Source organism: Halopseudomonas litoralis, assembly GCF_900105005.1.
In the GTDB taxonomy this organism is placed as follows: Bacteria; Pseudomonadota; Gammaproteobacteria; order Pseudomonadales; family Pseudomonadaceae; genus Halopseudomonas; species Halopseudomonas litoralis.
In genome coordinates this window covers 303644-325962 of the sequence record NZ_LT629748.1, presented here as the reverse complement: position 1 = coordinate 325962, position 22319 = coordinate 303644, and the positions used below count along the sequence as shown (strand labels likewise).

Below are 22319 nucleotides of genomic sequence, written 5' to 3'. Positions count from 1 at the left end.
CCTCTCGCCCCACAGATGGCGGGCCGGCATGGCCGGTCTGCACTGTCGGACTCTCCAGCTCAGTGGGCAACCGCCTTGGAAAACACATTCAGCACCACCACACCGGCAACAATCAGCCCCATGCCAAGCAGCGCCGGCAGGTCCAGCTTCTGCCCGTACATGAACCACGCCACCGCAGTAATCAACACTATTCCCGCACCAGACCAGATGGCATAGGCCACGCCCACCGGAATGGTGCGCAGGGTCAGCGCCAGAAGATAGAAGGCGATCCCGTAGCCAACTATCATCAGCAGGGTCGGCAAGGGCTTGCTGAACCCCTCGCTGGCCTTCAACGCCGAGGTGGCAATGACCTCGGCCACAATCGCTATGGAGAGGAATATCCAGCTTTTCATCTTCTGTCACTCTTCGGGTATCGGCCGCAGATAATAGCAGCCGATCCAGTAAAAATGACGCCTACTCAAACAGTTTCTTTTCTCTCCATCCGCCCCACCGATAATAGGCGAAAGAAAACACCGAACTGAGCAGAAAGCTGAAGCCGATACCCAGCGCCACGCCGGTTTCGCCGTACATCGCGGTGGCCCAGTAAGCCAAAGGCACACGCAATATCCACAGGGAGATGATGTTCAGCGCCAGTACCTGGAACATCGCCCCCGCTCCCCGTACTACACTGTTGAAGACAAAGTTCAGCCCGATAAACGGATAGAAGAAAGCAATCGTCTTCAGATAGCTGGTGCCGAAGGCCACACTGGCCTCGTCCTGGATGAACAACCTGATCAACGGCTCCGCCCAGACATACAGCACACTGGCCAGCAGCAACATGATGCTCGTATTGTAGATGAGACCCGCTCGGGTTATCTGCGTTACCCGCGACCACTGTTGCACGCCGATATTCTGCCCCGCCATCGCCGTAACCGCCGTGCCCAGCGCCACAGCCGGCAGCAGGATGAGGTTATCCAGCCGCTGGGCCGCGCCGAAGCCTGCCACCGCATCCGCACCCAGACTGTTCACCAATGACAGGATGACGGTGGTGCCTGCATGGATAACGACCATCTGCGCTCCAGAGGGAATGCCCAGTCGCAGTATCGTCTGCACTTCCGCCCGCTGCGGCAACCGCAAGCGAAACCCGTGTCCTGGAAACTTTCGCGTCAGATGCACCAGACTGTAGAGAAAGGCCGCGCCCTGGGCAGCGACAATGGCATAGGCCGCCCCGGCAATTCCCCACTGAAACCCGCCAATGAATAACGGCGACAGCAGGGTGGTCAGGACGGTCGCCAACAGCACGAAATACAGCGGCGTGCGGCTATCGCCAAAGGCGCGCAGCACAGTACTGACAAAGTTGTAGCCGACCAGCAGCAAGGTGCCGACGAAGTTGATCTGCAAATATAGCCGCGCATCATCGATAATCGCAGCGGGCGTGTTGAGCAACGCCAGCAAGGCATCGGCAAAAATATAGCCAAGGATGCTGATGACGCCTGACAACAGGCCGAGAATGATGACGAACGCGCTCAAATAGGCGCGCATCTCCTCCTTGTCTCCGCGGCCACGCAGCTGGGCAAAAACTGCCAGGGTCGCCTGGTTGACCCCCATCACAAAAGCCAGCACCACCATCATCAGAATAGTGCCGACCGTTACCGCACCGAATGCACCACTGCCCAGCAGATTCCCTACCCAAAGACCATTGATCAGCTGGATGGATACCTGCAACAGGCTGCTCACGACGATGGGCAGGGAAAATGTCCCGAGCTGCCTGGCGATGGGCCCTTCAGTAAAGTTCTTCATTGCAATCCTGAAACATCATTTACCGCCTGCAGGGACCTCTTCAGCGGCATGCGCGCTCAGAATCGCAGCGCGGGGCGCCGCTCGGTAATGATCCTTCAAAGGATATCGCTTCCGGCTGCGGTTAACCATTTCCCTTTACCTGGTCAAATTCAGCATCATCAGTAAAAACTGGTCGCAGACTGCCCGTCCGCCCAGGGTTCTGCTACCTTCAATAACCACTGCCAACAACGACAAAGGAACAACCATGAGCGCTCTGTACGATATTCCCCTGATCCGCATCGACGGTACGGCCGGCAGCCTGGCTGACTACCGCGGCAAAGTACTGCTGGCGGTCAACGTCGCCTCCAAATGCGGCCTGACGCCGCAATACGAAGGGCTCGAAGCCCTGTATCAGGCCAAGCATAGTGAAGGGCTGGAAGTGCTCGGCTTCCCGGCCAATGACTTCAAAGGCCAGGAGCCCGGCAGCGAGGATGAGATCCGCGACTTCTGCTCGACCACCTACGACGTGCACTTCCCGCTGTTTTCCAAGATCTCGGTGATCGGCGAGGCGCAGCATCCGCTATACGCCGAACTGACCCGCGCCCAACCCCAGGCCACCGGCGACGGTCCGTTCCGCGAGCGGCTGAAAGGCTTCGGCGTGAACCCGGAGAATCCGGCGGATGTGCTGTGGAACTTCGAGAAGTTTCTGATCAACCGCAATGGCGAGGTAGTCGCACGTTTCGCCCCGGATGTGAAAGCGGACGATTCGCGACTGGTATCGGCGATCGAAGCGGAGTTGGCGAAGGAGGCTTAATCCAGCCGCGCCAGACAGAGCGCCTCCATCTCCGCCGCCCATAGCCGCATCCGCTGCTCGTCCAGACGCAGCTGCATGGCATAACGCCGGCCGCCCCATACCGCCAGGTGCAGCGCCTCGATCAGGTGCTCATCCGGCTGCTGCGGCAGGTCGGTGCAGGCGTCCATTACCCGTCGCCACATGGCGAGGAGTTCTGCATAGGCGCGCAACTGGTATTTCTGTTCTGCAATCAGCGGCTCCAGTTCCATCATGTCCGGATGGAACCACGATAGTTCTTCGCGCTGCATGCCGCTGAGCAGCTGGATCAGCAGGTGAATCCGCTGCTGCCAGTTCAGATCGGTCGGCTCCACCACCTGCACATCCACCGCCTGAATCAGCCTTTCGATGCAGTGGCGTACATAGGCTGAGTGCAGCGCCTCCTTGCTGGGAAAATAATCGTACAGAGTGCCCACCGCAACGCCCGCCTCCAGCGCTACCGCACGGGTAGTGAGCCCGGCCCAGCCGTCGCGCTGCCAAATCCGAACATAGGTATCGAATATCGCCTGCACAGTGAAGCGCGCCCGCGCTTGAGTTGGGCGTTTCAGCGGTTTACTGCGGGTTACAGAGGGTATTTTACTGCTCATGGTTATCCGAACCCATCCAGCGCAGGGCTGGCGTACAGTCTGTGTACTGCAAGATTATTGTTACCGGAGCCCATCATGACTCAGACCCAAAGCCTGCAAACTGACAAGAGTGACCTCGCTCGTACCCGCATCGTTACCCAAACCCAGGGTGATCTGCAACCCGGCGAGGCGCTGCTGAAGATCCACCGCCTGGCGCTGACCACCAACAACATCACCTACGCCGCCTTTGGCGACACTCCGCACCTGCGCTATTGGAACTACTTTCCCACCGACGACGCAGCCTGGGGTCACATGCCTGCCTGGGGTTTTGCCGAGGTCGTCAGCACCACAGTGGAAGGCCTTGCCGTGGGCGAGCGCTTCTACGGCTATTGGCCGATAGCCAGCCACCTGGTGGTCAAACCGGTGCGCATCACCGAGCGCGGTTTCTATGACGGCAGTGAGCATCGCCTGGATCTGGTCTCGGCTTATAACCAATACCAGCGCAACAGCACTGACGCCGCCTACCGTCCCGAGAACGAAGATTACCAGATGCTGCTGCGGCCGCTGTTCATCACCTCGTTCATGCTCGCGGATTATCTGGAAGACAACCGTTTCTTCGACGCCAAGCGCGTTCTGGTATCCAGCGCCTCCAGCAAGACAGCTTTCGGTACGGTTTTCTGCCTGCAGGACAAGGATATAGAAGTGGTGGGCATCACCTCGGCCAGCAACCAGGCATACGTCGACGGTCTCGGCTGCTACCAGAAAAGCGTCACCTACGACCAGCTGGAAACCCTGGACCCCAGCGTACCGACGCTGTACGTGGACTTTTCCGGCAATGCCGATCTGCGTCAGCGGGTACATGCGCATTTTGGCAATGCGCTGGTTCATGACTGCTACGCCGGCTCGGCCCACAGCCAGGATCATATCAGCGAACAGCAACTGGTCCTCAGCGGCCCTCAACCACAAAGCTACTTTGCGCCAAACCAGATCCGCAAGCGCAACGCAGACTGGGGCCCGGCGGAAGTCACCCGCCGCTTCAACGAAGCGCAATTGAGCTTCATCCAACGGGTCAGTGACACCGAAAGCCCCTGGCTCGAGCTGGAAACCCATCAGGGTCTGGAAGCCACACAGGCATTGGTCGACACCCTGGTCAACGGCCGTATCGCACCGATCGACGGACATGTAGTGACTGATATCTGACCGCTTATTGCGCCGTCAATGGCGGCAGCTGATCAAATATCGACAGCACCTGCACGAAGCTCTGTTCCGGCTCACAGTGCAACTGCAGCGGCTCGCCCGTCGCAGGGTGCTGGAACGTCATTCCGGTGGCAGCCAGCATCAGCCGGCCGCCGCCGAAGCGTTCGGCAAAGTAATGATTGTGTCGGGTGCGCCCGTAATTGGTATCGCCAATGATGGGATGGCTGATGTGCTGCATGTGCCGTCGCAGCTGATGCTTGCGACCCGTTTCCGGGTAGAGCGCCAGCAAGCTATAACGGCTGACCGGGTAACCTTCTATCTCGACCGCAATCTCCGTGGTGGCCAGACGCTGGTAGCGGCTGGCCGCATCGCGAATCGGTTGAGGTTCGTCCTTGCAGCGCCGGTCAGTGGCGTGTTCACGTAAGGGATGATTGATCAGCCCGGCTTCCGGTGCCCAACCTCGCACCATGGCCAGATAAGACTTGCTGACCTGCCCGGCCATCAACGCCTTGCCCAGCGTGCTGGCTGTCTCGGGGTCGCGGGCAAATACCAGCAGCCCCGAAGTAGGCCGATCCAGCCGGTGCACCGGATAGACATGCTCGCCGCCATTGAGCTGCCGCGCATACTGCAAGGCAAATTCGGTTTCGTGACGATCTATCGGGCTGCGGTGGACCAGCAGCCCAGCGGGTTTATGTACCGCGAGCAGCCAGTCATCGCGGTAGATTTCCACCAGCGGATTGGCTGGTGCAGCAGCGGCGCCAAGGGCCGTTGTGAGAGGAAGTGCCATAACAGGAAGGTGTCATCAGTCGAAAACGTCATACAGAATATCAGCAATGACGCCGCTGGCGATGGTTCCGGTTCGTTGCCTTGCAGATCAGTTACCATGGAGCCTGCGCAACCAGACGGATCCGGAACCATGTCCTACCCCATTGAGCAGAAACTCGTCATCGCCATTGCCTCCAGCGCCCTGTTCGATCTGACCGAATCCGACCAGGTGTTTCGCGAACATGGGGAAAAGGCCTACCGGGAATATCAGCAAGAGCACCTGCATACGCCCCTGAGCAAGGGTGTGGCCTTTCCTTTTGTGCGGCGATTTCTGAGCATCAACCGCAAATTTCCCGCACAGTGCCCGGTCGAGGTAGTGCTGCTGTCACGCAACTCCGCCATCACCGGCAAGCGGGTTTTCAACTCCATCGTCCACCACGGCCTGGACATCAGCCGCGCCGCCTTTCTGGAAGGCAAATCACCCTACGCCTACATTCCGGCTTTCAACGCTTCGCTGTTTCTCAGCGCCAACGAGGGTGACGTGTTGCAAGCCATCGATTACGGCCACCCGGCCGGCACCGTGCTTCCGAGTCATGTTGTGGACGATGAAGATGATGTGGAGCTGCGCATAGCCTTCGACTTCGACGGTGTGATTGCCGATGACGCCTCGGAACGTGTCTACAAGACCGGCTCGCTAAAGGAGTTTCAGGCACACGAGACTTCCCACTCGCACATACCTCATACACCGGGCCCACTGGCTGACCTGTTCCGTAAAATATCGCACCTGCAGCACCTGGAAGATCAGGCGCTGGCCGAAGATAAAAACTACGAACGCGTGCTGCGCACCGCTATTGTCACCGCCCGCAATGCCCCTTCACACGAGCGTGTAATTACCACGCTGGAACACTGGGGCGTTAACCCAAACGAAGTGTTTTTTCTCGGCGGCATGAAGAAGGATCGGATTCTGAGCGTGCTCAAACCTCACATGTTCTTCGATGACCAGCGCTCGCACCTGGAGTCGGATGCGGGTGATATTCCGATGGTGCATATTCCGTTCGGGGTGGCGAATCTGGTGTGACGCGTCTCAGGCAGGTCACAAACGGTGCGGGAGTGCAAAACCAGGCGCGGTCCCGGCTACCATCCGTCAGTATTAGCCCGCGTCTACCTCAAATGAACGAGGCAGGGTCTATCTCGGCGACCTAATCTCAGAACCAATGGAGAAATCCGGCATGGTGCCAAATAACACCCGATAAGAAGGGGTCAACCATGAAAATGAAAAGATGGCCGTTCTGGCCAGTGTTTGCCATGGGTTCGCTGATAGCCGTGGTAGCAGCGGTAGAGGTCAATGGCGCAACCGGCGCCCAGATGGTGCAGTGCTCTGCCTCCTACAATATGTGCAACGCACCGACGGTCACCATCAACAGACTCTTTATACCCTGAGCATCCGGGTGTCTGCTGCCCGTCACGAGCGGACGATGCGCTGCGTCATATTTTTGTGACGGGAAGCAACGTACACGACTTGCAGAATAGAATAATTCTCATTAGCATTGCGGAAAACAACAGGACCTCCGCCAATGCCCCATCCCCTTCGTCGTGCTCGTCGCGCGTTTCCCGGCTCCCTGCGCCTCTGCGTAGTGCTGGGTCTCTGGCGCCCTACCTCAGCTACAGCGAATCCTTCCAGCCGGTCATCGGCCTGAACGCCACCGACAACCAACCGTACACACCCATGGAAGGTGAGCAGTGGGAGCTGGGGATCAAGTACCAGCCGCCCGGCAGCCGCAGCCTGTATACCGCCGCCCTCTACGCCTTCGCCGCGCGCAGTCCGCTCCGCGCCTGGCTGATGCTAGTCTCTACCGCTGGCGGCCTCTATTTTCTGGCCTACCTGCCCACTGACTGGAGGCTGCGCCCATGAACTTGCGCCAGACCATGGCCGGGCTGCATACCTGGGGCGGCCTGCTGCCCAGCTGGCTGTTGTTCATCGTCATCTTCACCCTGGCCTGCTTCGACAAGGAGTTGGAACACTGGATGCGTCCGGCGCTGCATGCCCCGGCCACTACCGCAGCCGCCGGGGCGGACGACATCAGCGCCTGGCTCAGCGACAACGTCAGCGCACCGCTACATGCCTCCTGGATGCATGGCTCCACGCAACGGGCGCCCTACTGGCAACCGGGTTGGGAAGAGGATGCCAGCGGCCAGCGCGGCAAGGCCGCATTCGATCCTGCCAGCGGCGCGCAGCTGCCCGATACAGTAGGCGGGGACTTCTTCTTCACACTGCATTACAACCTGCACGCAGGGCAGATCGGCATGTATCTCGTAGGCCTGGCCGGTTGCATGATGCTGGTCGCCGGCAATAACGTCTGGCTGCGCAAGCGCGCCAATCGGCAGACCTCCGGTTTGAGTGTGGTGCGAGCACTGAACACCGCGGTGTTCTTCGGTTAACCATTGCCTCCGTTGCTCTGCTCTGGGCCAACCGGCTGATTCCTGCGGCAAACCAGAACTCTGAAGCTAGAACCGGACGCCGAACAGGAGCTGGCAGCATGACGCTGATCGCTTTCGCACTGGCCTGCAGCGGCATGCTCGCACTGAGTCTGGCCATGTCCCGGCATCACCGGGATCTGTTCAATACCAGCCCAAGCGAGAGACGTCGCCGGATACTGCGCCTGTTCGGCGTCCTGTCATTGATGGGATGTGTTATCAGCAGCCTGACAGGCAACTCTCTCGCCCTGGGATGGGTGATTGCGGCAGTTCAGATCATGCTGGCAGGGCTGGTGGTGGGTCTGATACTCGCGTGGAGAAAGACGCAGCGGGCCGCGTAAGGGATGAGATGAATGGCCACATAGCCTCGATCATCGCACCGGCGATACCCGCCCACATTGCTTGCACCTGACCCCGTCCTTGACCGGGAACAGCGGAAAATCAAGACCAAGAAATGCCAGAAACGCCCAACGCCTGCCTATCTGCTGGTACTCAGTATCTTCACTACCGCAATGCGGGCACGGCGTTGCATCCACGCCCTGCTCTTCTACCAGATCCTGTTCGCGGTCCTCCGCCAGGATCGCCAGCGCCGCATCAACATGCGCCTCCGGCACCTGCAACCGAACCCCGCCAAGCGCATCGGACAGCAACCATTGCATATTGATGGTGTGCTCATCCGCAACAAATGCCGGCACACCTTCCGAATCCAACCGGGACTTAGCAATATGGGCTTCGTAAGGCAGGCTGTAACGAGCAATGGTGACGAGCATAGCGGAGCCCTTGAATCATGATAGAGAACGAAGCGGCCGAAACTATGCCCCTGCTTCCAACCATTTGTACATCACCAAGGCATCAACATATCCCCTGGACGGATGCTGAAACGCCTGGGGCAGTCTCCCTACGGTAGCGAAACCCAACTTGTTCCAGAGCCTTACCGCCCCCTCATTACTGGCTGCAACGAAGTTGAACTGCATAGCCTTGTAGCCAAGCTCTCTGGCAATCTCTTGAGAATGTTCGCACATGGTTGTGGCCAAACCCTGCCCTCGCGCGGCAGATGCAACCATATAGCCACAATTGCAGACATGCTCGCCCGGGCCTGCCTGGTTGGTCTTGATGTAATACGTACCCAGAACCTGACCATCTTTCTCGAAAAGGAAGGTCTTTCGCGGCGCATCCAGCCAAAGCTTCAGCGCCTGCTCCCTGGTCGTGTCTCGCGGGTATGCATAGGTATCACCAGCAGCGACGATCTCATGGAAAATTGGCCAGATGCAGTCAAAGTCGTCTCTTGTAACTTCCCGAACATTCATCAAATCCACTCCAACCGGCCCCGATGCCGGACGACTTCCCAAATAGTTTTAATCACTCCAGACCCCGCCTACACTGCCGTGGTCTGTCTCAGCGCCTCTTTACCTTTAGCCAGATAGGCCTCCATTTCGTCATCCGGCACCATGCTTCCTCCAGTGGCCCAGGCCAGGTGGGTTGCGTTGGCCAATCTGGCGGGAGTCAGCTGGAGACGTTGGTGATAAGCCTGGTGCTCCGGCGCCTGGATGCGAGCAATACCCGGCACGCCAGCAAGCGCTGACGGCTCCAGGCGGATACCTTCTTCCTGCTCCAACAGCGCAAGCAAGGCATACAACTCTTCATCCCGAATGGTGTAATAGCCATCAATAAGCCGCTGCATTGCCTTGCCGACAAAGCCGGACGGACGGCCCACGGCCAGACCGTCAGCGGCAGTCAGATTGTCGATACCCACATCCTGCACACATACCTCATCATGCAGGCCGGTATAAACGCCGAGCAACATGCAAGGTGAGTGGGTCGGTTCAGCAAAAATGCAATGCACCGCATCACCAAACACCAGTTTCAAGCCAAAAGATACACCGCCCGGCCCACCGCCCACCCCGCAGGGCAGGTAAACGAACAGCGGATGTTCAGCATCAACAACGATACCAGCGGCATCCAGCTGAAGCTTCAGTCGCTCCGCCGCAACAGCGTAGCCGAGGAACAGACTGGTGGAGTTCTCGTCATCAATGAAGTGACAGGCAGGATCTTCATCAGCCTGCTTTCTTCCTTCAGCCACGGCAACGCTGAAGTCCGATTCGTACTCGACCACGGTTACGCCGTGCTCGCGCAACAACTCTTTTTTCCACTCACGTGCATCAGCCGACATATGCACAGTCACCTCAAAACCCAGAGTGGCGCTCATGATGCCGATCGACAGGCCCAGGTTGCCGGTAGAACCTACAGCAATGCGGTGCCCCCGGAAGAAAGCACGAAAGGCATCACTGTCAAGTTTCGCGTAATCGTCATCCAGGCTCAGCAACCCTGCAGCCAAGGCCAGATCCTCTGCGTGCTTGAGCACTTCATAGATGCCGCCACGCGCCTTGATCGAGCCCGAAATCGGCAGGGCGTTATCGAGCTTGAGCCACAGCTGTCCGGAAAGCGGCAGGTTGTAACGCTGGCCGATGGCGTTCTGCATTTGCGGCACGGGCTGGATCGGCGACTCGATAATCCCGCCCGCCTGCTCAGTCTGAGGAAAAATGCGGCGGATATAAGCAGCGAAGCGTGTCAGCCGGGCGCTGGCATCGTGCATATCGTCCAGAGTGAGCCCCACATCAGACAACGCCACTGTCGCAGGCTGCACAGCCGGATTGAACCAGACTGTTTCCTTCAGATCGATGAGCTCCTGGACCAATGAATCTTCCAGCCAGCGATCAAGTGAAGCTCCAGCGCTCATGATATTTCCTCGTATGTGTCTTGGGCGATGTGGACTTAATGAGTCCGTGCTGATGATAGTACAATAGCCCACCTCACCCGGTCGCAGCCTACCCGGACAAAACAAGGACACAATATGAATGCATTATTGATCTGCTCCGGCGGATTCGACTCCGTGACTCTGGCCTACCGGCTGGCCGCAGAGAACGCCCTCGGCGCCCTGCTGACCTTCGACTACGGCCAGCGCCACCGCAAGGAAATCGACGCCGCGCGTCTTGCCGCCGAGCGCCTTGAGGTCCCGCACCTGGTCATGGACATCGCCTCTATCGGTAGCCAGCTTTCCGGCTCGGCCCTGACCGATGACATCGCCGTGCCCCACGGCCATTACAGCGAAGCGAACATGAAGCTGACGGTGGTGCCCAACCGCAACGCCATCATGCTCACCATTGCTTTCGGCGTGGCGTCCGCCCGCAGCTTCGACAGCGTCGCCCTGGCGGTCCATGGCGGCGACCATTTCATCTATCCCGACTGTCGCCCTGACTTCATTCAATTGTTCGGCCAGATGCAAGCCAAGGCGTTGGATGGTGTAGCCGAGGTGGCCCTGTTCGCACCCTACGTCAACGCCGACAAGACCGAAATCGCCCGGGATGCGGCGCGCTTTACCGTACCGGTGGCGGACACCTGGTCCTGCTACGAAGGCGGCAGGATTCACTGCGGCCGTTGCGGTACCTGTGTGGAACGCATCGAAGCCATGGCCCAGGCCTGCGTAGCCGACCCAACGCCCTACCAGGATTAAGACTACTGGCGTGAAGCACTTCTCCGCCGCAGTTGCACGTATTGATCTGGAATAATGGGCGAGGTGTTCAGGGTGCCCTCCCTCTTTGTTTCAACACCATGGCAATGGCCTTTTAATTTCATTATGATATTGCCAACCAAGGTGTCGCCTCGTTTGTAAAACACAGCGCCTTGACTCGGAACCGCCGACAAACACAGAAATACTTGGGCTGGTCATGCGGGCAGGAATTAATTTAAAAGGGATTGTTTGTATGCATTTGAAACTGGGAGCATGTGTCGTTGCACTCACCATGATGAGCGGCTGCGCCACTGGCCTGAACTCCATGCAGGAAAGAGAATATCGAGCAATGGAATCCGCTGATGTTCTGGTTGTGGAGAAAAAACCTGAAGTTGGGGCGGCACTGGGTCTGCTGCCCGGTGGCGGCTCTTTCTATGCCAGATCACCCGGAATGGGAGTTGTGAATCTGCTCTTCTGGCCGCTTTCGATCCTGTGGGATCCAGTCAGCGGCTACCAAGGCTCCATGGCAATCAACTACGATATGAGCAAGCATAAGCTCAAGCGTGATATGGAAGCCGAAATTACCGAACTGGATAATCAGCTGACGCTGGGTGAGCTGGAAACTCGGGAATACGTAACAAAGAAAAGAGATATCGAAAGAAAATTCAATTTCAACTGATGGCATGCAGGGAACAGATCAGCACCGCATGCCTCTGTCCCTGTTTCGAAATTCAGATGGGAATCCAGGTCCTGGAAATATCCCGCATAGTCTCCCCAGAACGTATCCTGCGCCGGCTTGATGATTTTCGCTCCCGCCGCCTTTGCCTGGGTCATTACACGCTTCACGGAGTCGGGAACCCAAGAGCGGATGCTCAAGGTACGCTTTGGCTTCAGCCAACCCACTCAAGCCGTACCGTTCAGCATTGAAACTGCTGCCAAGCCCTTTGAACCGAGGGAATACAAACCAGATCCAGTGAGTTTTCTTTCTGCAGGCCACGTTGAGTAGCTGGGTTTACAAGCGCCAGAAAATCTCATTACGCAGCCGCTCGACCTGCTTCTTCTCCGGCCCAGCCACTACAGTGTAGACGAAGGTGCCCTCACCATTGGGTATGCATTTTATCGCAGCACGGTTGGACATCAGATTGCCGTAAACATAGGTGCCATTTTTCGCCACACTAATAAATTGCAGCGCCTTGAGTATCTCCAACGCTTCGTCGGCACAGGCTTCTGGAGACCCACTGAGTATCTTCTGCGCTGACCATAGTTGTGGAGGAGGAGCAAAGAGTGCCGCCGGCGACGGCTGTACTTCTGACATTGACTTCTCCGCAGGCCCCGAAGCGCAGCCGGTCAGAATAGCCAGTAATAAAAGACTTATATATTTCATAGATCGCGTCCTTTCGTGGTTATGTTCCGTTTTATCGCCGCTGCCGCCAGATCCCGAAGATGGGAATAAAGTTACATCTCACGATCAGGAATCGGGCAATCCGTGAATTATTCGACTCCCTGACACCAGCATGAACGCAAAGCCCCCGGCCGCGCCAACAGCCGGGGGCTTTGCGATCGAGCGCGACAGAGACACATACCCGCTGCAGCGCGTAGATATCAGTCGATATAGCCCTTCTTTTTCATTTCCTTATCGGACACATATTCCCGACACACCAGGGTAATGCCCAAGGCGACAACAAAAAAGGCACCTATCGTCACAATCAACTTGAAGAACAATTCCGGGCTCAGCGGGGTTAGCCACAACTGCACCAGCGACAACGCCACGCCCAGCACGAACAGACCGGTACAAATGATCGAACCGTACTTCATGTGTTCCGACCAAGGATGACCACATAGGCTTCACGCTTCCAGAACAACAGCATTCTGCGGATATCCTTCTCCATGGTCTGCACCCGCCAGCCTTCAGAACTGTTTTTGTTCAGGAAATCAGTAAACTTGAGCGGGTTGACCTTGGAGCCGCCCAGCAACAGCGACCCGACAATGCCCCCATGGAGCGTCTGTTCCGCAGCTTGAAAACGGAATGGATACCGCCGATGGGCTATCACAGCTTGGCCGCTGCCCGGAAGGATATCAGCAGCTACCTGATGGGATATTACAATCAGGAGCGGCCCCACGCGTTCAATGGGGGGACCGCACCGGTAGTGGCAGAAGAAAAACTTAAAACAGTGTCCGGGATTAGTTGACCACTACATTGCGGCAACTTTGTAGCCGCGAAGCGGTGGAGAAGTTGTCCGACAAAAGCGAATTGTTAGATGCCCAGCCACCGAGTTTTATGCCTTAGTGAGCTGCGCAACAATTAGCCTGCCAGGGAGCAGCGGCTTCATCTTGCTGATGGTGATGATTTGGCTCATGTGGAGTTTGTCCGTTGTTTTTACCTCTACCCACAACATCTTGCCATCCTTGGTGAGCGTCAAATCTGGCCAGCCCGCACGGTATTGATATGGATTTTCGGCTATTGCCTCTGTGATCGCGCGAAGGGCGCTGCTACCCAAGGTAGAGAAGATTGCTGATATCGCGTTCTCAGTAAGCCCTGGATAGGCTTCCTTGACCATCAACGAAGGATAGATCTCCCGAAAGCCTCGAACTACAGAACTCAGGTCAGCCTTCTCCACCGCGGAAGCAATCGCGGGAATATAGTTTTCATGAATCTTAAGCTGGGCTTCTGTGAATCGATTGCAAGCGTCTTCCCGGGAGCCGAACGGATTGAGATCCGTGAGTACGTCCAATGCTGCCGCGCGAATAATGAGGAGAATGGGCCCTCCTTCACAATACGCCCCTTCGTATCCCTGCTGAATATAATGCTTCCAAGCAATTCGCTCCGGCTCTTTGTCAAATTGAATCCCGTCGATCTGCTCAAATGGAAGCCCGAGATGGGAGCACTGCTCGGGAAGTTTCAGGCTCTCAACCGCACTTCTCCAGCCCTCCGTAGTGAGCTCGCCATTCTTCTCCATTAGGCCACGTCGCACGAGGGCGTTTAACGTACCTTTCTTTACGCCTCTGGAGTCGCCGAACAGTGCTTCCCTAAGCGCGGCCTTCATTTCGGCACTTATCCTTCTCATGGGCATTTAACGCCGCGCACACCGGTGCGAGCTTGCGAGCTTGCGAGCATCCGGCAGCCGAAGGCTGCGTAGTGATGCGCTTGGTTATGAACGCTCATTTCCTACCGCCAAAATTATGGTGCTGAAACTGCGGAACGACTACTCGATCAGAACTTCCGAGTTTCTGGCCGCAATATGGGCAGAACGCCACAAGAATTTTTACAGTCTCGATTGTTTGACCTTCGTACTCAAGATAATGGTCAATTTCGAGGTCCTCTTCAGTCGCCACCCGGTTCAGGTTGAGATAGATATCAGAGCCATCTTCTTCAAACCATGCCTCTGCGAGTGAGCAAGAAGGGCAATCATGAATCACAACCCGAACCTCCTTGGCCTTCATAACGCCCGCAGCACGGGCAAAGTTGAAGCGCAGCGGAAACTTTGTCCCAGTGCCTGCGATTGTTAGGCTAACCTCTCGCATCTCTACCAGGCTCATCTTCCGGCACTCGAAAACGCCAATACTTATCGGGTTTAACCCATACAACTTCGTCTTGGGTCAACTTACGAAATTCATTCAGAAGTTTTCTTTCAAGGACTAGATTGCCATCGCTATTCTCTCTGAGAAGAGCTTCCGCGCCTTCTTTGACCAAATAATCAACGACGTCATCTTGGTAGAGGCAACTATCTTCATCTAGCTGAGACCTCATCCATGTAGATGCTTCTGAGACATTCATTATTATCTTCCTGTCGTTGCAGCAACAAGGGACTCCTCAGGGAACACGCCCATATCGAGTTTCTTTCCTGCAAACCATTGACAGCGATAACTACCATTGAACTCATCGTTCATTTTTGTCAGGACGTCCTTAACCGTCATGTCCGGCCCCCCAGACTTAAGTTTTACGATGTCGCCAAGATCATACTTGTTTTTCTTGCTCATAAGTTTTACCCCCTTTGTTTTGATAGAGAACAATTCTCTCTAAAAGCCTTACCCCTGAGCTCACCTGCGTTTGACTCGACGTGAGGGGCTTGGTAGCCAAGCTGAACAGCGAGTCAAACGTCAGGTGCAGCGATCTGTTATAAGTCACTCCACCCATCCTCGAATTTCATTGATCCATGCTGGCACTGTATACGAGTCATCTAGCAACTGCACATACCTCTGCGCGAATGCGTACTTCACACCTTCAGTGTCGAAAAACTTCTGAAGTTTCTGCCGTTCACTTCCCCTAAGATCAAGAGCCAGATGCGGGCATCGGTCATCGGGGTCGACATCAAGCTCGCTCATGAACCCCAATTTTTCGGCGTATTCATCCTGGAAATCAAGCAACGTATTCCAAAACAACCGACCATTCAGAGCGTCTTCAATCTCTGTTGCAGGCGACACAGGATTGGCCTGAATGTTTACAAGCTTGGTATCCTTTGCGGCTTCACAATTGACGATTCTTTTACAAATTAAATTCTTATGGCTGGCAACATCATACCGAACTAGTTCTGAATCGGTGTCTGATATAAGAATAATTTTCCCAGATATTTCGTCCTTGAAATCCTCATAGGACGTCAGAAGGTGGTTATATAGCCTCTTTATTTCCCTAGCCCCGCCGACAGGCACAATCCGCAAACGTTTCTTTTCAATCAAATCGGCAAAGTACGCACTCAGGTAAAGCTTTTCGGAAGATCCCTCGCAAATCAGCCAGTTGAATGGCTTATCACCAATAACGCTTGTGATTACTGATTGCACAAAATCATTGATGCTTTTTAGGCGAATATCATGCGGTAATCGTCCTTTTGAAAATGCAGCCATCCGCTTTATCTGTTCTCGGTACGCTGCCAGGTTGATTTGGTCGAAAACGTGTGTATCATCAACTTTCGAGATTATTGTTGCACTCCCACTTTCTATGGTGGGAAGAAACCCATACCAGTGGGATGAGAACAGTACCTGCATGCAATCTCGGCTAATGTCGTATAAAGCATCAAATTGGTCGAAACAGGCTGACATATGCAGCGAAGATTCGGGCTCATCGATGCCAATGATAAGATTTTCACCTTTGCCACGATGTTTTGTTAGCAGGCTATGAGCAACATCGATTATAGCCTTCTGCTTCTCACCTGAGCTAAGAGAACTAATCTCTAACCAATGATCCCCTTGCTTTCTGTGTAACTTCCTAATTCTGAAGAATGCTTGAATGATCAGGCTGTAGACATCACTACGCTTTAGATTCTGCTGACGGTCAGTTGGGGTTCTATACGAGTAAATTTCAAGCTCGTTTGTGAGCTGCTCAAGAAACTGGTTTAGCCTGGTGTTGATGTCCTGAATTTGCTGATGTGTCACCCTAGAGCTGAGAATCTCAACGAGAGTTTCGCCCATCAAGATCTGTATTTCACTGGTCTCTAACTTTGTGAAAGATTCAGGATCTATTTCTCTTGGGATGTAGATGTACTCAATTTTCGATTTGACTTTAGAAAGAAGAGGGAAAAGCCTAGACAACTCTTCGTGATCGAGCGAAGATTTATCCGACGGCTGCTCCTCACCCAATAAAGCCTCAACTAATGACCTGTTATTAAACCACGATACCGTAAGTGAACCATTGTAATCTATCCCGAGAGGCAGCAATAACTTGTCTGTCACATTAGCCCTGGATAGAAGGTGGTCACGATGCTCAATGAAACGCTTGCCGTTGACTCTGACCTTTGGTGGAACTTCACTTTCTGTAAGTTCAGTTGCAACCTTGTGAAGCGCCTGAGCCAAAGGAAGAGTATCCGCATCGAAAAGTGCTTCATCAACCAAGAAGATCGGAACAATCTGAGGCTCAGCGGATGAAACACCAGTTTTCTTGGTGGCTGTGTGGTAGCTCCAAGGCTTGCCATTAAAGTATGAATCTAACGCCTCGAGAACAGAGCTTTTTCCAATGCCGTTGTCCCCAACCAAGCCGCAAAATCTATCCTGATCAGTAATGGGAATATAATTAATTCCACGATATGTCTTATAGTACCGAAGGATGACTCCGACTATCATTTGGTTGTTTCCTTTTCTTAGGCTTCGAAGCCTGCAGTGGGCCTCGGTGACTTATAACGTGGAGCTAACAGGCCGGCGGCACGCCGGTCCCAGCGAACAAAGTGAGCAATAGTTGAGCGTGTTGTTAAATTTCTATATCAGATAAATAACTAGAAATGGTTTCTGCATTTGCAGCGTAACGCTCAATAGCTTCATTAAGATACTGTTTCGCGAGTTTAGCCGATGGGAGCTTCGCTGCTAGATGCTCCATTGCATTTTTGAAATCATCGTAGCTGATTGCAGGGCCAAATTCAGAAAACGCTGCACTTAATGCCAAATGAAATCGCTCGTAATCCTTTGGGTGTGTGGTATGCCAAGTATCGACACGCATCCATGGCTCAAGCTTTTCAGCCATTTTTTCAATATTCATACAAACTCCGTTGCAGTGAAGTTTAACGCTCGCAGCACGCGCGGCTTTTCAGTGAAGGCGAAGCCGCAACATCAAAGCCGTCGCAGTGCCTGCGCTTGTTAACTTTTATAACCAAGCTCACTCCTCATTTGCTTGATAATTTCATCTCGGAGCAAACCTAGATCTGTGCCCATCTCTACCATTTTTACCTGGGTAGGAGTTTCGAAATTAAACTCACCAGAAATGAATGACTCAGGAGTCACAGACTCTCTTATTTCCTGAAGCATCATAGGCTGGAGTGTAAGAATTTCTTTGTACAATGATTCAAATCTATCTAACAAATCAGCAAGTGCATCAGAGCACACAATCCGCAACCCTACCAACTCATGCGTTGCTTTCTGAAAACCTTCCTGAACACCTTTAGTGAATTCATTTAATATATTTTGATAATTAACTATAGATTCAGGTGAGGATTCGTCTTTATATAAGCGCAATGAAGCTTCAGGCAATGTTTTAGATAAGAACTTGTCATAGTCCTGACCCGCCAAGCGCGCTGCACTTTCCATTACCTTAAAATATTCTTGATACTCGGATTTTCTGGTATCGAACAATTTCTCCTTACGCTCCCTGGTCATTTTATATTTATGAAGAAGGAGTGGAAAAAGCCCAGATGAGAGCAACATCATGGCCGCCGGAATAATATATTTCGGCTCAATCCAAGTCCCAATTAAACTACAAGATTCTTCTATCAACGCCATAAGCTCCGAGCAAAATTAACGCCCAAAGCAGCGGCGCGCTAGCGTGTCCAGCCCGCAGGGCGATGCTGCCTTTGCTTGTTATGTGTAGATTCTCAATCATTGAAAGTAAGCATTATTGTCTTCTGGGGACCGCTTGATAAATTACCAACTTGAACTTCCGCTTGTGGGTTCAGGTTAATGTATTCATCGTTCAAATACTCAACTACTTCATCGGTGCTCCAGGGTCCAAGCGATGTCTTGTAGTCATCATATTCATCTTGAATTTCACGCCAAGACTCATAATTAATTTTTGAAATCAGCATTTCATCTTTAAGATAGATAATTGTAATCTGCATAGTTTTACACATAACGATAAGCTTTGGGGCGGCTGGAGCGGAGCGTAAGCAGTCCCAGCCGCGACAGCGGCGACAACAGCACCTGGTTATGCATTTTCGACCTCAATGAACCACTTGGGCTGCATGGCGTCGAAATCCTGACGGATATTGGATGGCAGGTAACTAGCCGAATCCAGCACGAAAGGTTGGCCCCCCACGCGCTTGAATACAACCCAGTGCCAGTAGTCCTTGCCTTCTTCCTGATGATGCTTGATAGACAACAATGCCAGATTTGGCAATGCCTCCCAAGATTCAAATGGGGTTTCATCGGCGGAGGTTTTGACACCTGCACTCGACAACATACGCCGGACATACTGCGTATCTGACCACAGCGATTTGTCCGGAGCATGGATGCCCATAGCATTGGCTACAGCCTTCATTTCTGAGTACGTCTTGCCCAGAATGTTGGCAACCGATGCGATTCCGCACCCCGTGGCTTCCTCCTGAACTACTGGTTCGAGCACTGACTCCCCCCTTAAGGAAGGTCTGAAATACCGGCCATATGGGCGGCGATTATGACCTCGGCTCACAAAAAAAACATTTCAGGAACGATTTCATCGCCCTCAGTCGCGTTTTCACCGCGTTGCAGCCCCTTTTCGGCCATCTAGGCCGCTGTACCCAGTACTCCGGGCGGATTTATCCTGCACTTAACAGCTGTTTTCGGGCCATCCATAGGTTGGCCAGGGCAAACAAGGTATGCAGCTGGGCTGTGTTCTTGGCCAACCCCTTGTATCGCACCTTGGTAAATCCGAACTGGCATTTGATCACCCTGAATGGGTGCTCAACCTTGGCTCGCGTACTAGCCTTGGCGCGCTCGATGCGGCGCAAGCCTTTCTCGATCAGCTTGGTTTTGCTCAATGTCTTGAGCTTGCCTGGGCGCATCGCAATCGACCAGACCACCTGCTTGCGCCCTTTGTGTTCATCCCGTTTCTGAACGCCGGTATAGCCGGCGTCACCGCATACATGGGTTTCTTCGCCATGCAGAAGCTTGTCTACCTGAGTAACATCGCCCGCATTGGCCGCCGTCCCCACGAGACTGTGAACCAGCCCTGACTCAGCATCAACGCCAATGTGGGCCTTCATGCCAAAATAATACTGGTTACCCTTCTTGGTCTGATGCATCTCAGGATCGCGCTTACCTTCTTTGTTCTTGGTCGAACTGGGTGCATGAATGATGGTTGCATCGACCACGGTGCCGTGGCGCAGCATTAGCCCGTGCTCACCCAGGTAACGATTGACCACTTCGAACAACGCCGTGGACAGGCCGTAGCGTTCCAGCAGCCGACGGAAGTTGAGAATAGTGGTTTCATCCGGAATGCGATCAAGTTGAAGGCCCGCGAAGAGTCGCAAGATGGTGGTTTCATACAGCGCTTCTTCCATCGCTGGATCGCTGTACCCAAACCAGTTCTGCATCAGATGAACTCGCAGCATCGCGTCGAGCGGGTAAGCAGGTCGACCACCTTCGCCCTTGGGATAGTGCGGCTCGATCAGCGCCAGCAATGGCTTCCAGGGAACCACTTGATCCATTTCCAGCAGAAAGCGCTCACGGCGGGTCTGCTTACGTTTACCAGCGTATTCGGCGTCTGCAAAGCTCATCTGTTTCATGCGGTGGTCTCGAAAATGGCGCTGACGCATTTTACCTTTTCAGGAAGTCTTTTTCAGACCTTCCTTAATGCATAACGCCGCATTAAGGTGTGAGCAACGCTGCCACGAAACCGAAACAGACCACCGTAAACACGGAACCCAACGATGGAATGAAAAATGCCAAGCGTTGGGAATCACTCTTAAATGCTTTGTTAGCTATTTGATAAATGAATTACTTGCCTCATACGTCGCTTCCATTTTATTAGAGTAAGACTTTAATTCAGACAAATAATGTGAAATGTTTTTTGATCCATCTTTACCTGCAATATAGTTTATCGTTGTTTCATCAATGGTTAGAACAAAGTTTGGGTGAAACTCTGACTGATAGGTAACTTTAGTAGTTAAATTAATCGTTGCATCTTTAGTCCAAGTTACAGTGTCGATTGATAATGGCTCTTCTTTATTTTTCTCTCTACTCTTATTAACCTCATCAATAGTATTCTTGAGGTCTTCATAAGCAGAAGAGTAAAGGTTTTTAGTGTTTGCATAAACTGAGGTGGATGCACGATCATCACCAACAAATGTGACTTCGTAAGTTGAACTCAGTGTTTCACGATAGACTTCGCCAAGTCTAATTTTTCCAGAAGTTAATTCTATAACATTGCCGAACTGCTTAAAGTTATTAATTTGCTCTAAGCCTAGCAACCCTGACGCTACGACAATAGACGCGCCCAATACCAACATTCGTTTCATATTTTTACCTTATTATGTGTATCAATTTTAACTGAAATAGCTAACGCCGCGTTCAGCGGCTTGTCCGCTGAAATGCTTTGTTAACCATTGGAACTATCCGAGCCAATAGGCTGAAGAGTAATGTCTTCAAATCTTTCAAAGTCTCCCACCCACCTTTCTTCCCCTGGGATTCTAGGAATCTCTTTCCAATACTGGACTTTAGACCAATCAATCTCTTCGGTTTTACCTATGTGGTGGGCCGGGCTTTTTGATTTGTGCTTAGCTAAGTAGCAATCTAGGTTATTTCTATTGAAATCCACACCGCCAAGTTTGCATGCACACACCAGAAGCTCAACCAATAAACTTAGTGCAACATTAGAGCTTTCAAACGAAGGCTCGGCTCCTCTATGAATGAATTTGTTGCGCTCGTCACGGACAGAACTGAAATTATCGTATACTTTTTCAGAAATTATACCTTTCTGAAAAAGTAGTTCTGACTTATGTGCTGCTGTCCATTGCTGTGACTCTAAAAACTTTCTTCTTTTGTGAATATGACCACTCTTCGACTCGGCCACCACGACCGAATGCCAAATATGATCGAGAAGCTGTTCAATAGATATCCATGAATGAGTTAGTGACTCTTTTGTTTGCCTATTAATGTAATTTGTAAAACCTGTAACCAATAATGAAGGCGACAGGTTCCCAATAGATTTGAGTATTCTAGCCCCGTATAGGTAAGCAGACTGAACCTCTGACGCCAATATAGTCGGAGGGTCTATAAGCTTTATCCTATCGCTACTGCCAGCATCCTTATTACCCAATGCTTGGTGTAATACACCATTTCCTCCAAAACTCCGGACATGTCGAAAATACCCAACCTCTGTCATCTCTCCTTGTGACAAATCCTGTGGCTCTACACTTTCTATGTAAACCCCACCTAAAAGTATTGACGCAAAAATCCTATTAAACTCACTAAGCGTTGTTTCAAGAGAAGAATACTCCCTAACCGCAGGCAAGATGAAACTTCCATCATAAGCCACACATAGTGGGAACGGCTTTGCGATTTCGGCGTCGAAAAACTTTGATACTCTATGGAGCTTAATGTAGTCATAGCTATTGCTGTTGATTTGCTGAATAGTGCACTTCCACGCATCACTTTCGCCCCTCAAAATCAATCGAAAAGGGCTGGGATTAGCTATGTAAATAGGAACGTTTGCGCTCATAACACCTTCTGGTTAACAGTGATTAGACCGCATGCGGCACTAATGCATAAGAATGACTTCGGTATAACTCCGGATAGCCGGGATTACGCG

The 22319-nt window shown here is 53.1% G+C and carries 31 protein-coding genes and 2 pseudogenes; 10 read left to right on the top strand and 23 right to left on the bottom strand.

Features of this window, described 5'->3' with window-relative positions:
* Positions 1–59 precede the first annotated feature (59 nt).
* Both BLU11_RS01690 and BLU11_RS01685 read right to left on the bottom strand, forming a co-directional pair.
* Entirely contained in the window at positions 60–392 is a 333-nt protein-coding gene (locus tag BLU11_RS01690) for a DMT family transporter (protein WP_090271754.1), read from the bottom strand.
* Positions 393–453: 61 nt separating this feature from the next.
* The gene (locus BLU11_RS01685) at positions 454–1779 is read right to left on the bottom strand and encodes an MATE family efflux transporter (protein ID WP_197674242.1); all 1326 of its coding nucleotides are present in this window, start codon (positions 1777–1779) and stop codon (positions 454–456) included.
* Positions 1780–2023: 244 nt separating this feature from the next.
* Between BLU11_RS01685 and BLU11_RS01680 the strand changes: the two genes are divergently transcribed.
* Positions 2024–2572: a glutathione peroxidase gene (locus BLU11_RS01680; protein ID WP_090271752.1), complete on the top strand. Its 549-nt coding sequence runs from the start codon at positions 2024–2026 to the stop codon at positions 2570–2572.
* On the opposite strand, the gene BLU11_RS01675 is transcribed toward BLU11_RS01680, so the two are convergent.
* Complete coding sequence (locus tag BLU11_RS01675) at positions 2569–3195, bottom strand: TetR/AcrR family transcriptional regulator (protein WP_090271751.1); 627 nt, start codon at positions 3193–3195, stop codon at positions 2569–2571. The genes BLU11_RS01680 and BLU11_RS01675 overlap by 4 nt on opposite strands.
* Positions 3196–3270: 75 nt before the next feature.
* On the opposite strand from BLU11_RS01675, the gene BLU11_RS01670 reads away from it, so the two are divergent.
* On the top strand, positions 3271–4374 hold the full coding sequence (locus tag BLU11_RS01670; protein ID WP_090271750.1) for a DUF2855 family protein: 1104 nt from the start codon (positions 3271–3273) through the stop codon (positions 4372–4374).
* Between the two features lie 4 nt (positions 4375–4378).
* Here BLU11_RS01670 and BLU11_RS01665 read toward each other — a convergent pair whose 3' ends face one another.
* Positions 4379–5158 (bottom strand): pseudouridine synthase, encoded by a 780-nt coding sequence (locus BLU11_RS01665; RefSeq protein ID WP_090271749.1) that lies wholly within the window; start codon positions 5156–5158, stop codon positions 4379–4381.
* Positions 5159–5287: 129 nt separating this feature from the next.
* Here BLU11_RS01665 and BLU11_RS01660 point away from each other — a divergent pair, with 129 nt between their 5' ends.
* The 5 genes and pseudogenes from BLU11_RS01660 to BLU11_RS01645 all read left to right on the top strand — a co-directional run bounded on the left by BLU11_RS01660 (position 5288) and on the right by BLU11_RS01645 (position 7952).
* Entirely contained in the window at positions 5288–6214 is a 927-nt protein-coding gene (locus BLU11_RS01660; RefSeq protein ID WP_090271748.1) for a 5'-nucleotidase, read from the top strand.
* Positions 6215–6402: 188 nt separating this feature from the next.
* Positions 6403–6576 (top strand): hypothetical protein, encoded by a 174-nt coding sequence (locus BLU11_RS19485; RefSeq protein WP_231702249.1) that lies wholly within the window; start codon positions 6403–6405, stop codon positions 6574–6576.
* A gap of 211 nt (positions 6577–6787) precedes the next feature.
* Positions 6788–6940, top strand: a pseudogene (locus BLU11_RS19480) (TonB-dependent receptor domain-containing protein); the annotation flags it as partial.
* A 104-nt stretch (positions 6941–7044) separates the two neighbouring features.
* On the top strand, positions 7045–7575 hold the full coding sequence (locus BLU11_RS01650) for a PepSY-associated TM helix domain-containing protein (protein ID WP_090271746.1): 531 nt from the start codon (positions 7045–7047) through the stop codon (positions 7573–7575).
* A gap of 98 nt (positions 7576–7673) precedes the next feature.
* Positions 7674–7952, top strand: coding sequence for a DUF3325 domain-containing protein (locus BLU11_RS01645; protein ID WP_090271745.1), 279 nt, complete (start codon positions 7674–7676; stop codon positions 7950–7952).
* A gap of 30 nt (positions 7953–7982) precedes the next feature.
* Here BLU11_RS01645 and BLU11_RS01640 read toward each other — a convergent pair whose 3' ends face one another.
* The 3 genes from BLU11_RS01640 to dsdA form a co-directional block, all read right to left on the bottom strand.
* Positions 7983–8381, bottom strand: a complete 399-nt coding sequence (locus BLU11_RS01640; protein WP_090271744.1) for a putative signal transducing protein — start codon at positions 8379–8381, stop codon at positions 7983–7985.
* Positions 8382–8423: 42 nt separating this feature from the next.
* A complete protein-coding gene (locus BLU11_RS01635) occupies positions 8424–8918 on the bottom strand; it encodes a GNAT family N-acetyltransferase (protein WP_090271743.1) in 495 nt (164 codons plus the stop codon).
* 68 nt (positions 8919–8986) lie between these two features.
* Entirely contained in the window at positions 8987–10348 is a 1362-nt protein-coding gene (gene dsdA / locus BLU11_RS01630) for a D-serine ammonia-lyase (RefSeq protein ID WP_090271742.1), read from the bottom strand.
* A 114-nt stretch (positions 10349–10462) separates the two neighbouring features.
* Here dsdA and queC point away from each other — a divergent pair, with 114 nt between their 5' ends.
* Complete coding sequence (gene queC / locus BLU11_RS01625; protein ID WP_090271741.1) at positions 10463–11122, top strand: 7-cyano-7-deazaguanine synthase QueC; 660 nt, start codon at positions 10463–10465, stop codon at positions 11120–11122.
* A gap of 250 nt (positions 11123–11372) precedes the next feature.
* Positions 11373–11798: a hypothetical protein gene (locus BLU11_RS01620; RefSeq protein ID WP_090271740.1), complete on the top strand. Its 426-nt coding sequence runs from the start codon at positions 11373–11375 to the stop codon at positions 11796–11798.
* A gap of 18 nt (positions 11799–11816) precedes the next feature.
* Here BLU11_RS01620 and BLU11_RS01615 read toward each other — a convergent pair whose 3' ends face one another.
* The 4 genes from BLU11_RS01615 to BLU11_RS19775 all read right to left on the bottom strand — a co-directional run bounded on the left by BLU11_RS01615 (position 11817) and on the right by BLU11_RS19775 (position 13170).
* A complete protein-coding gene (locus BLU11_RS01615) occupies positions 11817–12116 on the bottom strand; it encodes a DUF1810 family protein (RefSeq protein ID WP_090271739.1) in 300 nt (99 codons plus the stop codon).
* Positions 12117–12131: 15 nt separating this feature from the next.
* Positions 12132–12503 carry a hypothetical protein gene (locus BLU11_RS01610; protein ID WP_090271738.1) on the bottom strand — a complete coding sequence of 124 codons (372 nt, stop codon included), beginning with the start codon at positions 12501–12503 and terminating at the stop codon, positions 12132–12134.
* A 218-nt stretch (positions 12504–12721) separates the two neighbouring features.
* Positions 12722–12934 (bottom strand): hypothetical protein, encoded by a 213-nt coding sequence (locus BLU11_RS01605; protein ID WP_090271737.1) that lies wholly within the window; start codon positions 12932–12934, stop codon positions 12722–12724.
* Entirely contained in the window at positions 12931–13170 is a 240-nt protein-coding gene (locus BLU11_RS19775; RefSeq protein ID WP_197674241.1) for a DUF4177 domain-containing protein, read from the bottom strand. The genes BLU11_RS01605 and BLU11_RS19775 overlap by 4 nt, the downstream gene beginning before the upstream one ends.
* Between BLU11_RS19775 and BLU11_RS19150 the strand changes: the two are divergent.
* Positions 13102–13308, top strand: a pseudogene (locus tag BLU11_RS19150) (integrase core domain-containing protein); the annotation flags it as partial. The gene BLU11_RS19775 and the pseudogene BLU11_RS19150 sit on opposite strands and share 69 nt — an antisense overlap.
* A gap of 87 nt (positions 13309–13395) precedes the next feature.
* Here BLU11_RS19150 and BLU11_RS01590 read toward each other — a convergent pair.
* The 12 genes from BLU11_RS01590 to BLU11_RS19145 form a co-directional block, all read right to left on the bottom strand.
* The gene (locus BLU11_RS01590; RefSeq protein WP_090271736.1) at positions 13396–14163 is read right to left on the bottom strand and encodes a VRR-NUC domain-containing protein; all 768 of its coding nucleotides are present in this window, start codon (positions 14161–14163) and stop codon (positions 13396–13398) included.
* 115 nt (positions 14164–14278) lie between these two features.
* Positions 14279–14656 (bottom strand): hypothetical protein, encoded by a 378-nt coding sequence (locus BLU11_RS01585; protein WP_157718501.1) that lies wholly within the window; start codon positions 14654–14656, stop codon positions 14279–14281.
* Positions 14628–14894, bottom strand: coding sequence for a DUF6953 family protein (locus BLU11_RS01580; RefSeq protein ID WP_090271733.1), 267 nt, complete (start codon positions 14892–14894; stop codon positions 14628–14630). Before BLU11_RS01580 ends, BLU11_RS01585 begins: the two co-directional genes overlap by 29 nt.
* Positions 14895–14896: 2 nt before the next feature.
* Complete coding sequence (locus BLU11_RS01575; RefSeq protein ID WP_090271732.1) at positions 14897–15097, bottom strand: YodC family protein; 201 nt, start codon at positions 15095–15097, stop codon at positions 14897–14899.
* Positions 15098–15241: 144 nt separating this feature from the next.
* The gene (locus tag BLU11_RS01570) at positions 15242–17170 is read right to left on the bottom strand and encodes an ATP-dependent nuclease (RefSeq protein ID WP_090271731.1); all 1929 of its coding nucleotides are present in this window, start codon (positions 17168–17170) and stop codon (positions 15242–15244) included.
* Positions 17171–17294: 124 nt separating this feature from the next.
* The gene (locus BLU11_RS01565; protein WP_090271730.1) at positions 17295–17579 is read right to left on the bottom strand and encodes a hypothetical protein; all 285 of its coding nucleotides are present in this window, start codon (positions 17577–17579) and stop codon (positions 17295–17297) included.
* Positions 17580–17677: 98 nt separating this feature from the next.
* A complete protein-coding gene (locus tag BLU11_RS01560) occupies positions 17678–18316 on the bottom strand; it encodes a hypothetical protein (RefSeq protein WP_090271729.1) in 639 nt (212 codons plus the stop codon).
* Between the two features lie 92 nt (positions 18317–18408).
* Complete coding sequence (locus BLU11_RS01555; protein ID WP_090271728.1) at positions 18409–18651, bottom strand: hypothetical protein; 243 nt, start codon at positions 18649–18651, stop codon at positions 18409–18411.
* A gap of 86 nt (positions 18652–18737) precedes the next feature.
* Complete coding sequence (locus BLU11_RS01550) at positions 18738–19154, bottom strand: hypothetical protein (RefSeq protein WP_090271727.1); 417 nt, start codon at positions 19152–19154, stop codon at positions 18738–18740.
* A 172-nt stretch (positions 19155–19326) separates the two neighbouring features.
* A complete protein-coding gene (locus BLU11_RS01545) occupies positions 19327–20295 on the bottom strand; it encodes an IS5 family transposase (protein ID WP_028615150.1) in 969 nt (322 codons plus the stop codon).
* 195 nt (positions 20296–20490) lie between these two features.
* Positions 20491–21027 carry a hypothetical protein gene (locus tag BLU11_RS01540; protein ID WP_090271726.1) on the bottom strand — a complete coding sequence of 179 codons (537 nt, stop codon included), beginning with the start codon at positions 21025–21027 and terminating at the stop codon, positions 20491–20493.
* 80 nt (positions 21028–21107) lie between these two features.
* Positions 21108–22229 (bottom strand): hypothetical protein, encoded by a 1122-nt coding sequence (locus BLU11_RS19145; protein WP_157718499.1) that lies wholly within the window; start codon positions 22227–22229, stop codon positions 21108–21110.
* Positions 22230–22319 lie beyond the last annotated feature (90 nt).

Bases quoted from the DNA above. Each gene is read 5' to 3' on its own strand.
- BLU11_RS01690 (WP_090271754.1), bottom strand. From the start codon at position 392: ATGAAAAGCTGGATATTCCTCTCCATAGCGATTGTGGCCGAGGTCATT.
- BLU11_RS01685 (WP_197674242.1), bottom strand. From the start codon at position 1,779: ATGAAGAACTTTACTGAAGGGCCCATCGCCAGGCAGCTCGGGACATTT.
- BLU11_RS01680 (WP_090271752.1), top strand. From the start codon at position 2,024: ATGAGCGCTCTGTACGATATTCCCCTGATCCGCATCGACGGTACGGCC.
- BLU11_RS01675 (WP_090271751.1), bottom strand. From the start codon at position 3,195: ATGAGCAGTAAAATACCCTCTGTAACCCGCAGTAAACCGCTGAAACGC.
- BLU11_RS01670 (WP_090271750.1), top strand. From the start codon at position 3,271: ATGACTCAGACCCAAAGCCTGCAAACTGACAAGAGTGACCTCGCTCGT.
- BLU11_RS01665 (WP_090271749.1), bottom strand. From the start codon at position 5,158: ATGGCACTTCCTCTCACAACGGCCCTTGGCGCCGCTGCTGCACCAGCC.
- BLU11_RS01660 (WP_090271748.1), top strand. From the start codon at position 5,288: ATGTCCTACCCCATTGAGCAGAAACTCGTCATCGCCATTGCCTCCAGC.
- BLU11_RS19485 (WP_231702249.1), top strand. From the start codon at position 6,403: ATGAAAATGAAAAGATGGCCGTTCTGGCCAGTGTTTGCCATGGGTTCG.
- BLU11_RS01650 (WP_090271746.1), top strand. From the start codon at position 7,045: ATGAACTTGCGCCAGACCATGGCCGGGCTGCATACCTGGGGCGGCCTG.
- BLU11_RS01645 (WP_090271745.1), top strand. From the start codon at position 7,674: ATGACGCTGATCGCTTTCGCACTGGCCTGCAGCGGCATGCTCGCACTG.
- BLU11_RS01640 (WP_090271744.1), bottom strand. From the start codon at position 8,381: ATGCTCGTCACCATTGCTCGTTACAGCCTGCCTTACGAAGCCCATATT.
- BLU11_RS01635 (WP_090271743.1), bottom strand. From the start codon at position 8,918: ATGAATGTTCGGGAAGTTACAAGAGACGACTTTGACTGCATCTGGCCA.
- dsdA (WP_090271742.1), bottom strand. From the start codon at position 10,348: ATGAGCGCTGGAGCTTCACTTGATCGCTGGCTGGAAGATTCATTGGTC.
- queC (WP_090271741.1), top strand. From the start codon at position 10,463: ATGAATGCATTATTGATCTGCTCCGGCGGATTCGACTCCGTGACTCTG.
- BLU11_RS01620 (WP_090271740.1), top strand. From the start codon at position 11,373: ATGCATTTGAAACTGGGAGCATGTGTCGTTGCACTCACCATGATGAGC.
- BLU11_RS01610 (WP_090271738.1), bottom strand. From the start codon at position 12,503: ATGAAATATATAAGTCTTTTATTACTGGCTATTCTGACCGGCTGCGCT.
- BLU11_RS01605 (WP_090271737.1), bottom strand. From the start codon at position 12,934: ATGAAGTACGGTTCGATCATTTGTACCGGTCTGTTCGTGCTGGGCGTG.
- BLU11_RS01590 (WP_090271736.1), bottom strand. From the start codon at position 14,163: ATGAAGGCCGCGCTTAGGGAAGCACTGTTCGGCGACTCCAGAGGCGTA.
- BLU11_RS01585 (WP_157718501.1), bottom strand. From the start codon at position 14,656: ATGAGCCTGGTAGAGATGCGAGAGGTTAGCCTAACAATCGCAGGCACT.
- BLU11_RS01580 (WP_090271733.1), bottom strand. From the start codon at position 14,894: ATGAATGTCTCAGAAGCATCTACATGGATGAGGTCTCAGCTAGATGAA.
- BLU11_RS01575 (WP_090271732.1), bottom strand. From the start codon at position 15,097: ATGAGCAAGAAAAACAAGTATGATCTTGGCGACATCGTAAAACTTAAG.
- BLU11_RS01570 (WP_090271731.1), bottom strand. From the start codon at position 17,170: ATGATAGTCGGAGTCATCCTTCGGTACTATAAGACATATCGTGGAATT.
- BLU11_RS01565 (WP_090271730.1), bottom strand. From the start codon at position 17,579: ATGAATATTGAAAAAATGGCTGAAAAGCTTGAGCCATGGATGCGTGTC.
- BLU11_RS01560 (WP_090271729.1), bottom strand. From the start codon at position 18,316: ATGGCGTTGATAGAAGAATCTTGTAGTTTAATTGGGACTTGGATTGAG.
- BLU11_RS01555 (WP_090271728.1), bottom strand. From the start codon at position 18,651: ATGCAGATTACAATTATCTATCTTAAAGATGAAATGCTGATTTCAAAA.
- BLU11_RS01545 (WP_028615150.1), bottom strand. From the start codon at position 20,295: ATGAAACAGATGAGCTTTGCAGACGCCGAATACGCTGGTAAACGTAAG.
- BLU11_RS01540 (WP_090271726.1), bottom strand. From the start codon at position 21,027: ATGAAACGAATGTTGGTATTGGGCGCGTCTATTGTCGTAGCGTCAGGG.
- BLU11_RS19145 (WP_157718499.1), bottom strand. From the start codon at position 22,229: ATGAGCGCAAACGTTCCTATTTACATAGCTAATCCCAGCCCTTTTCGA.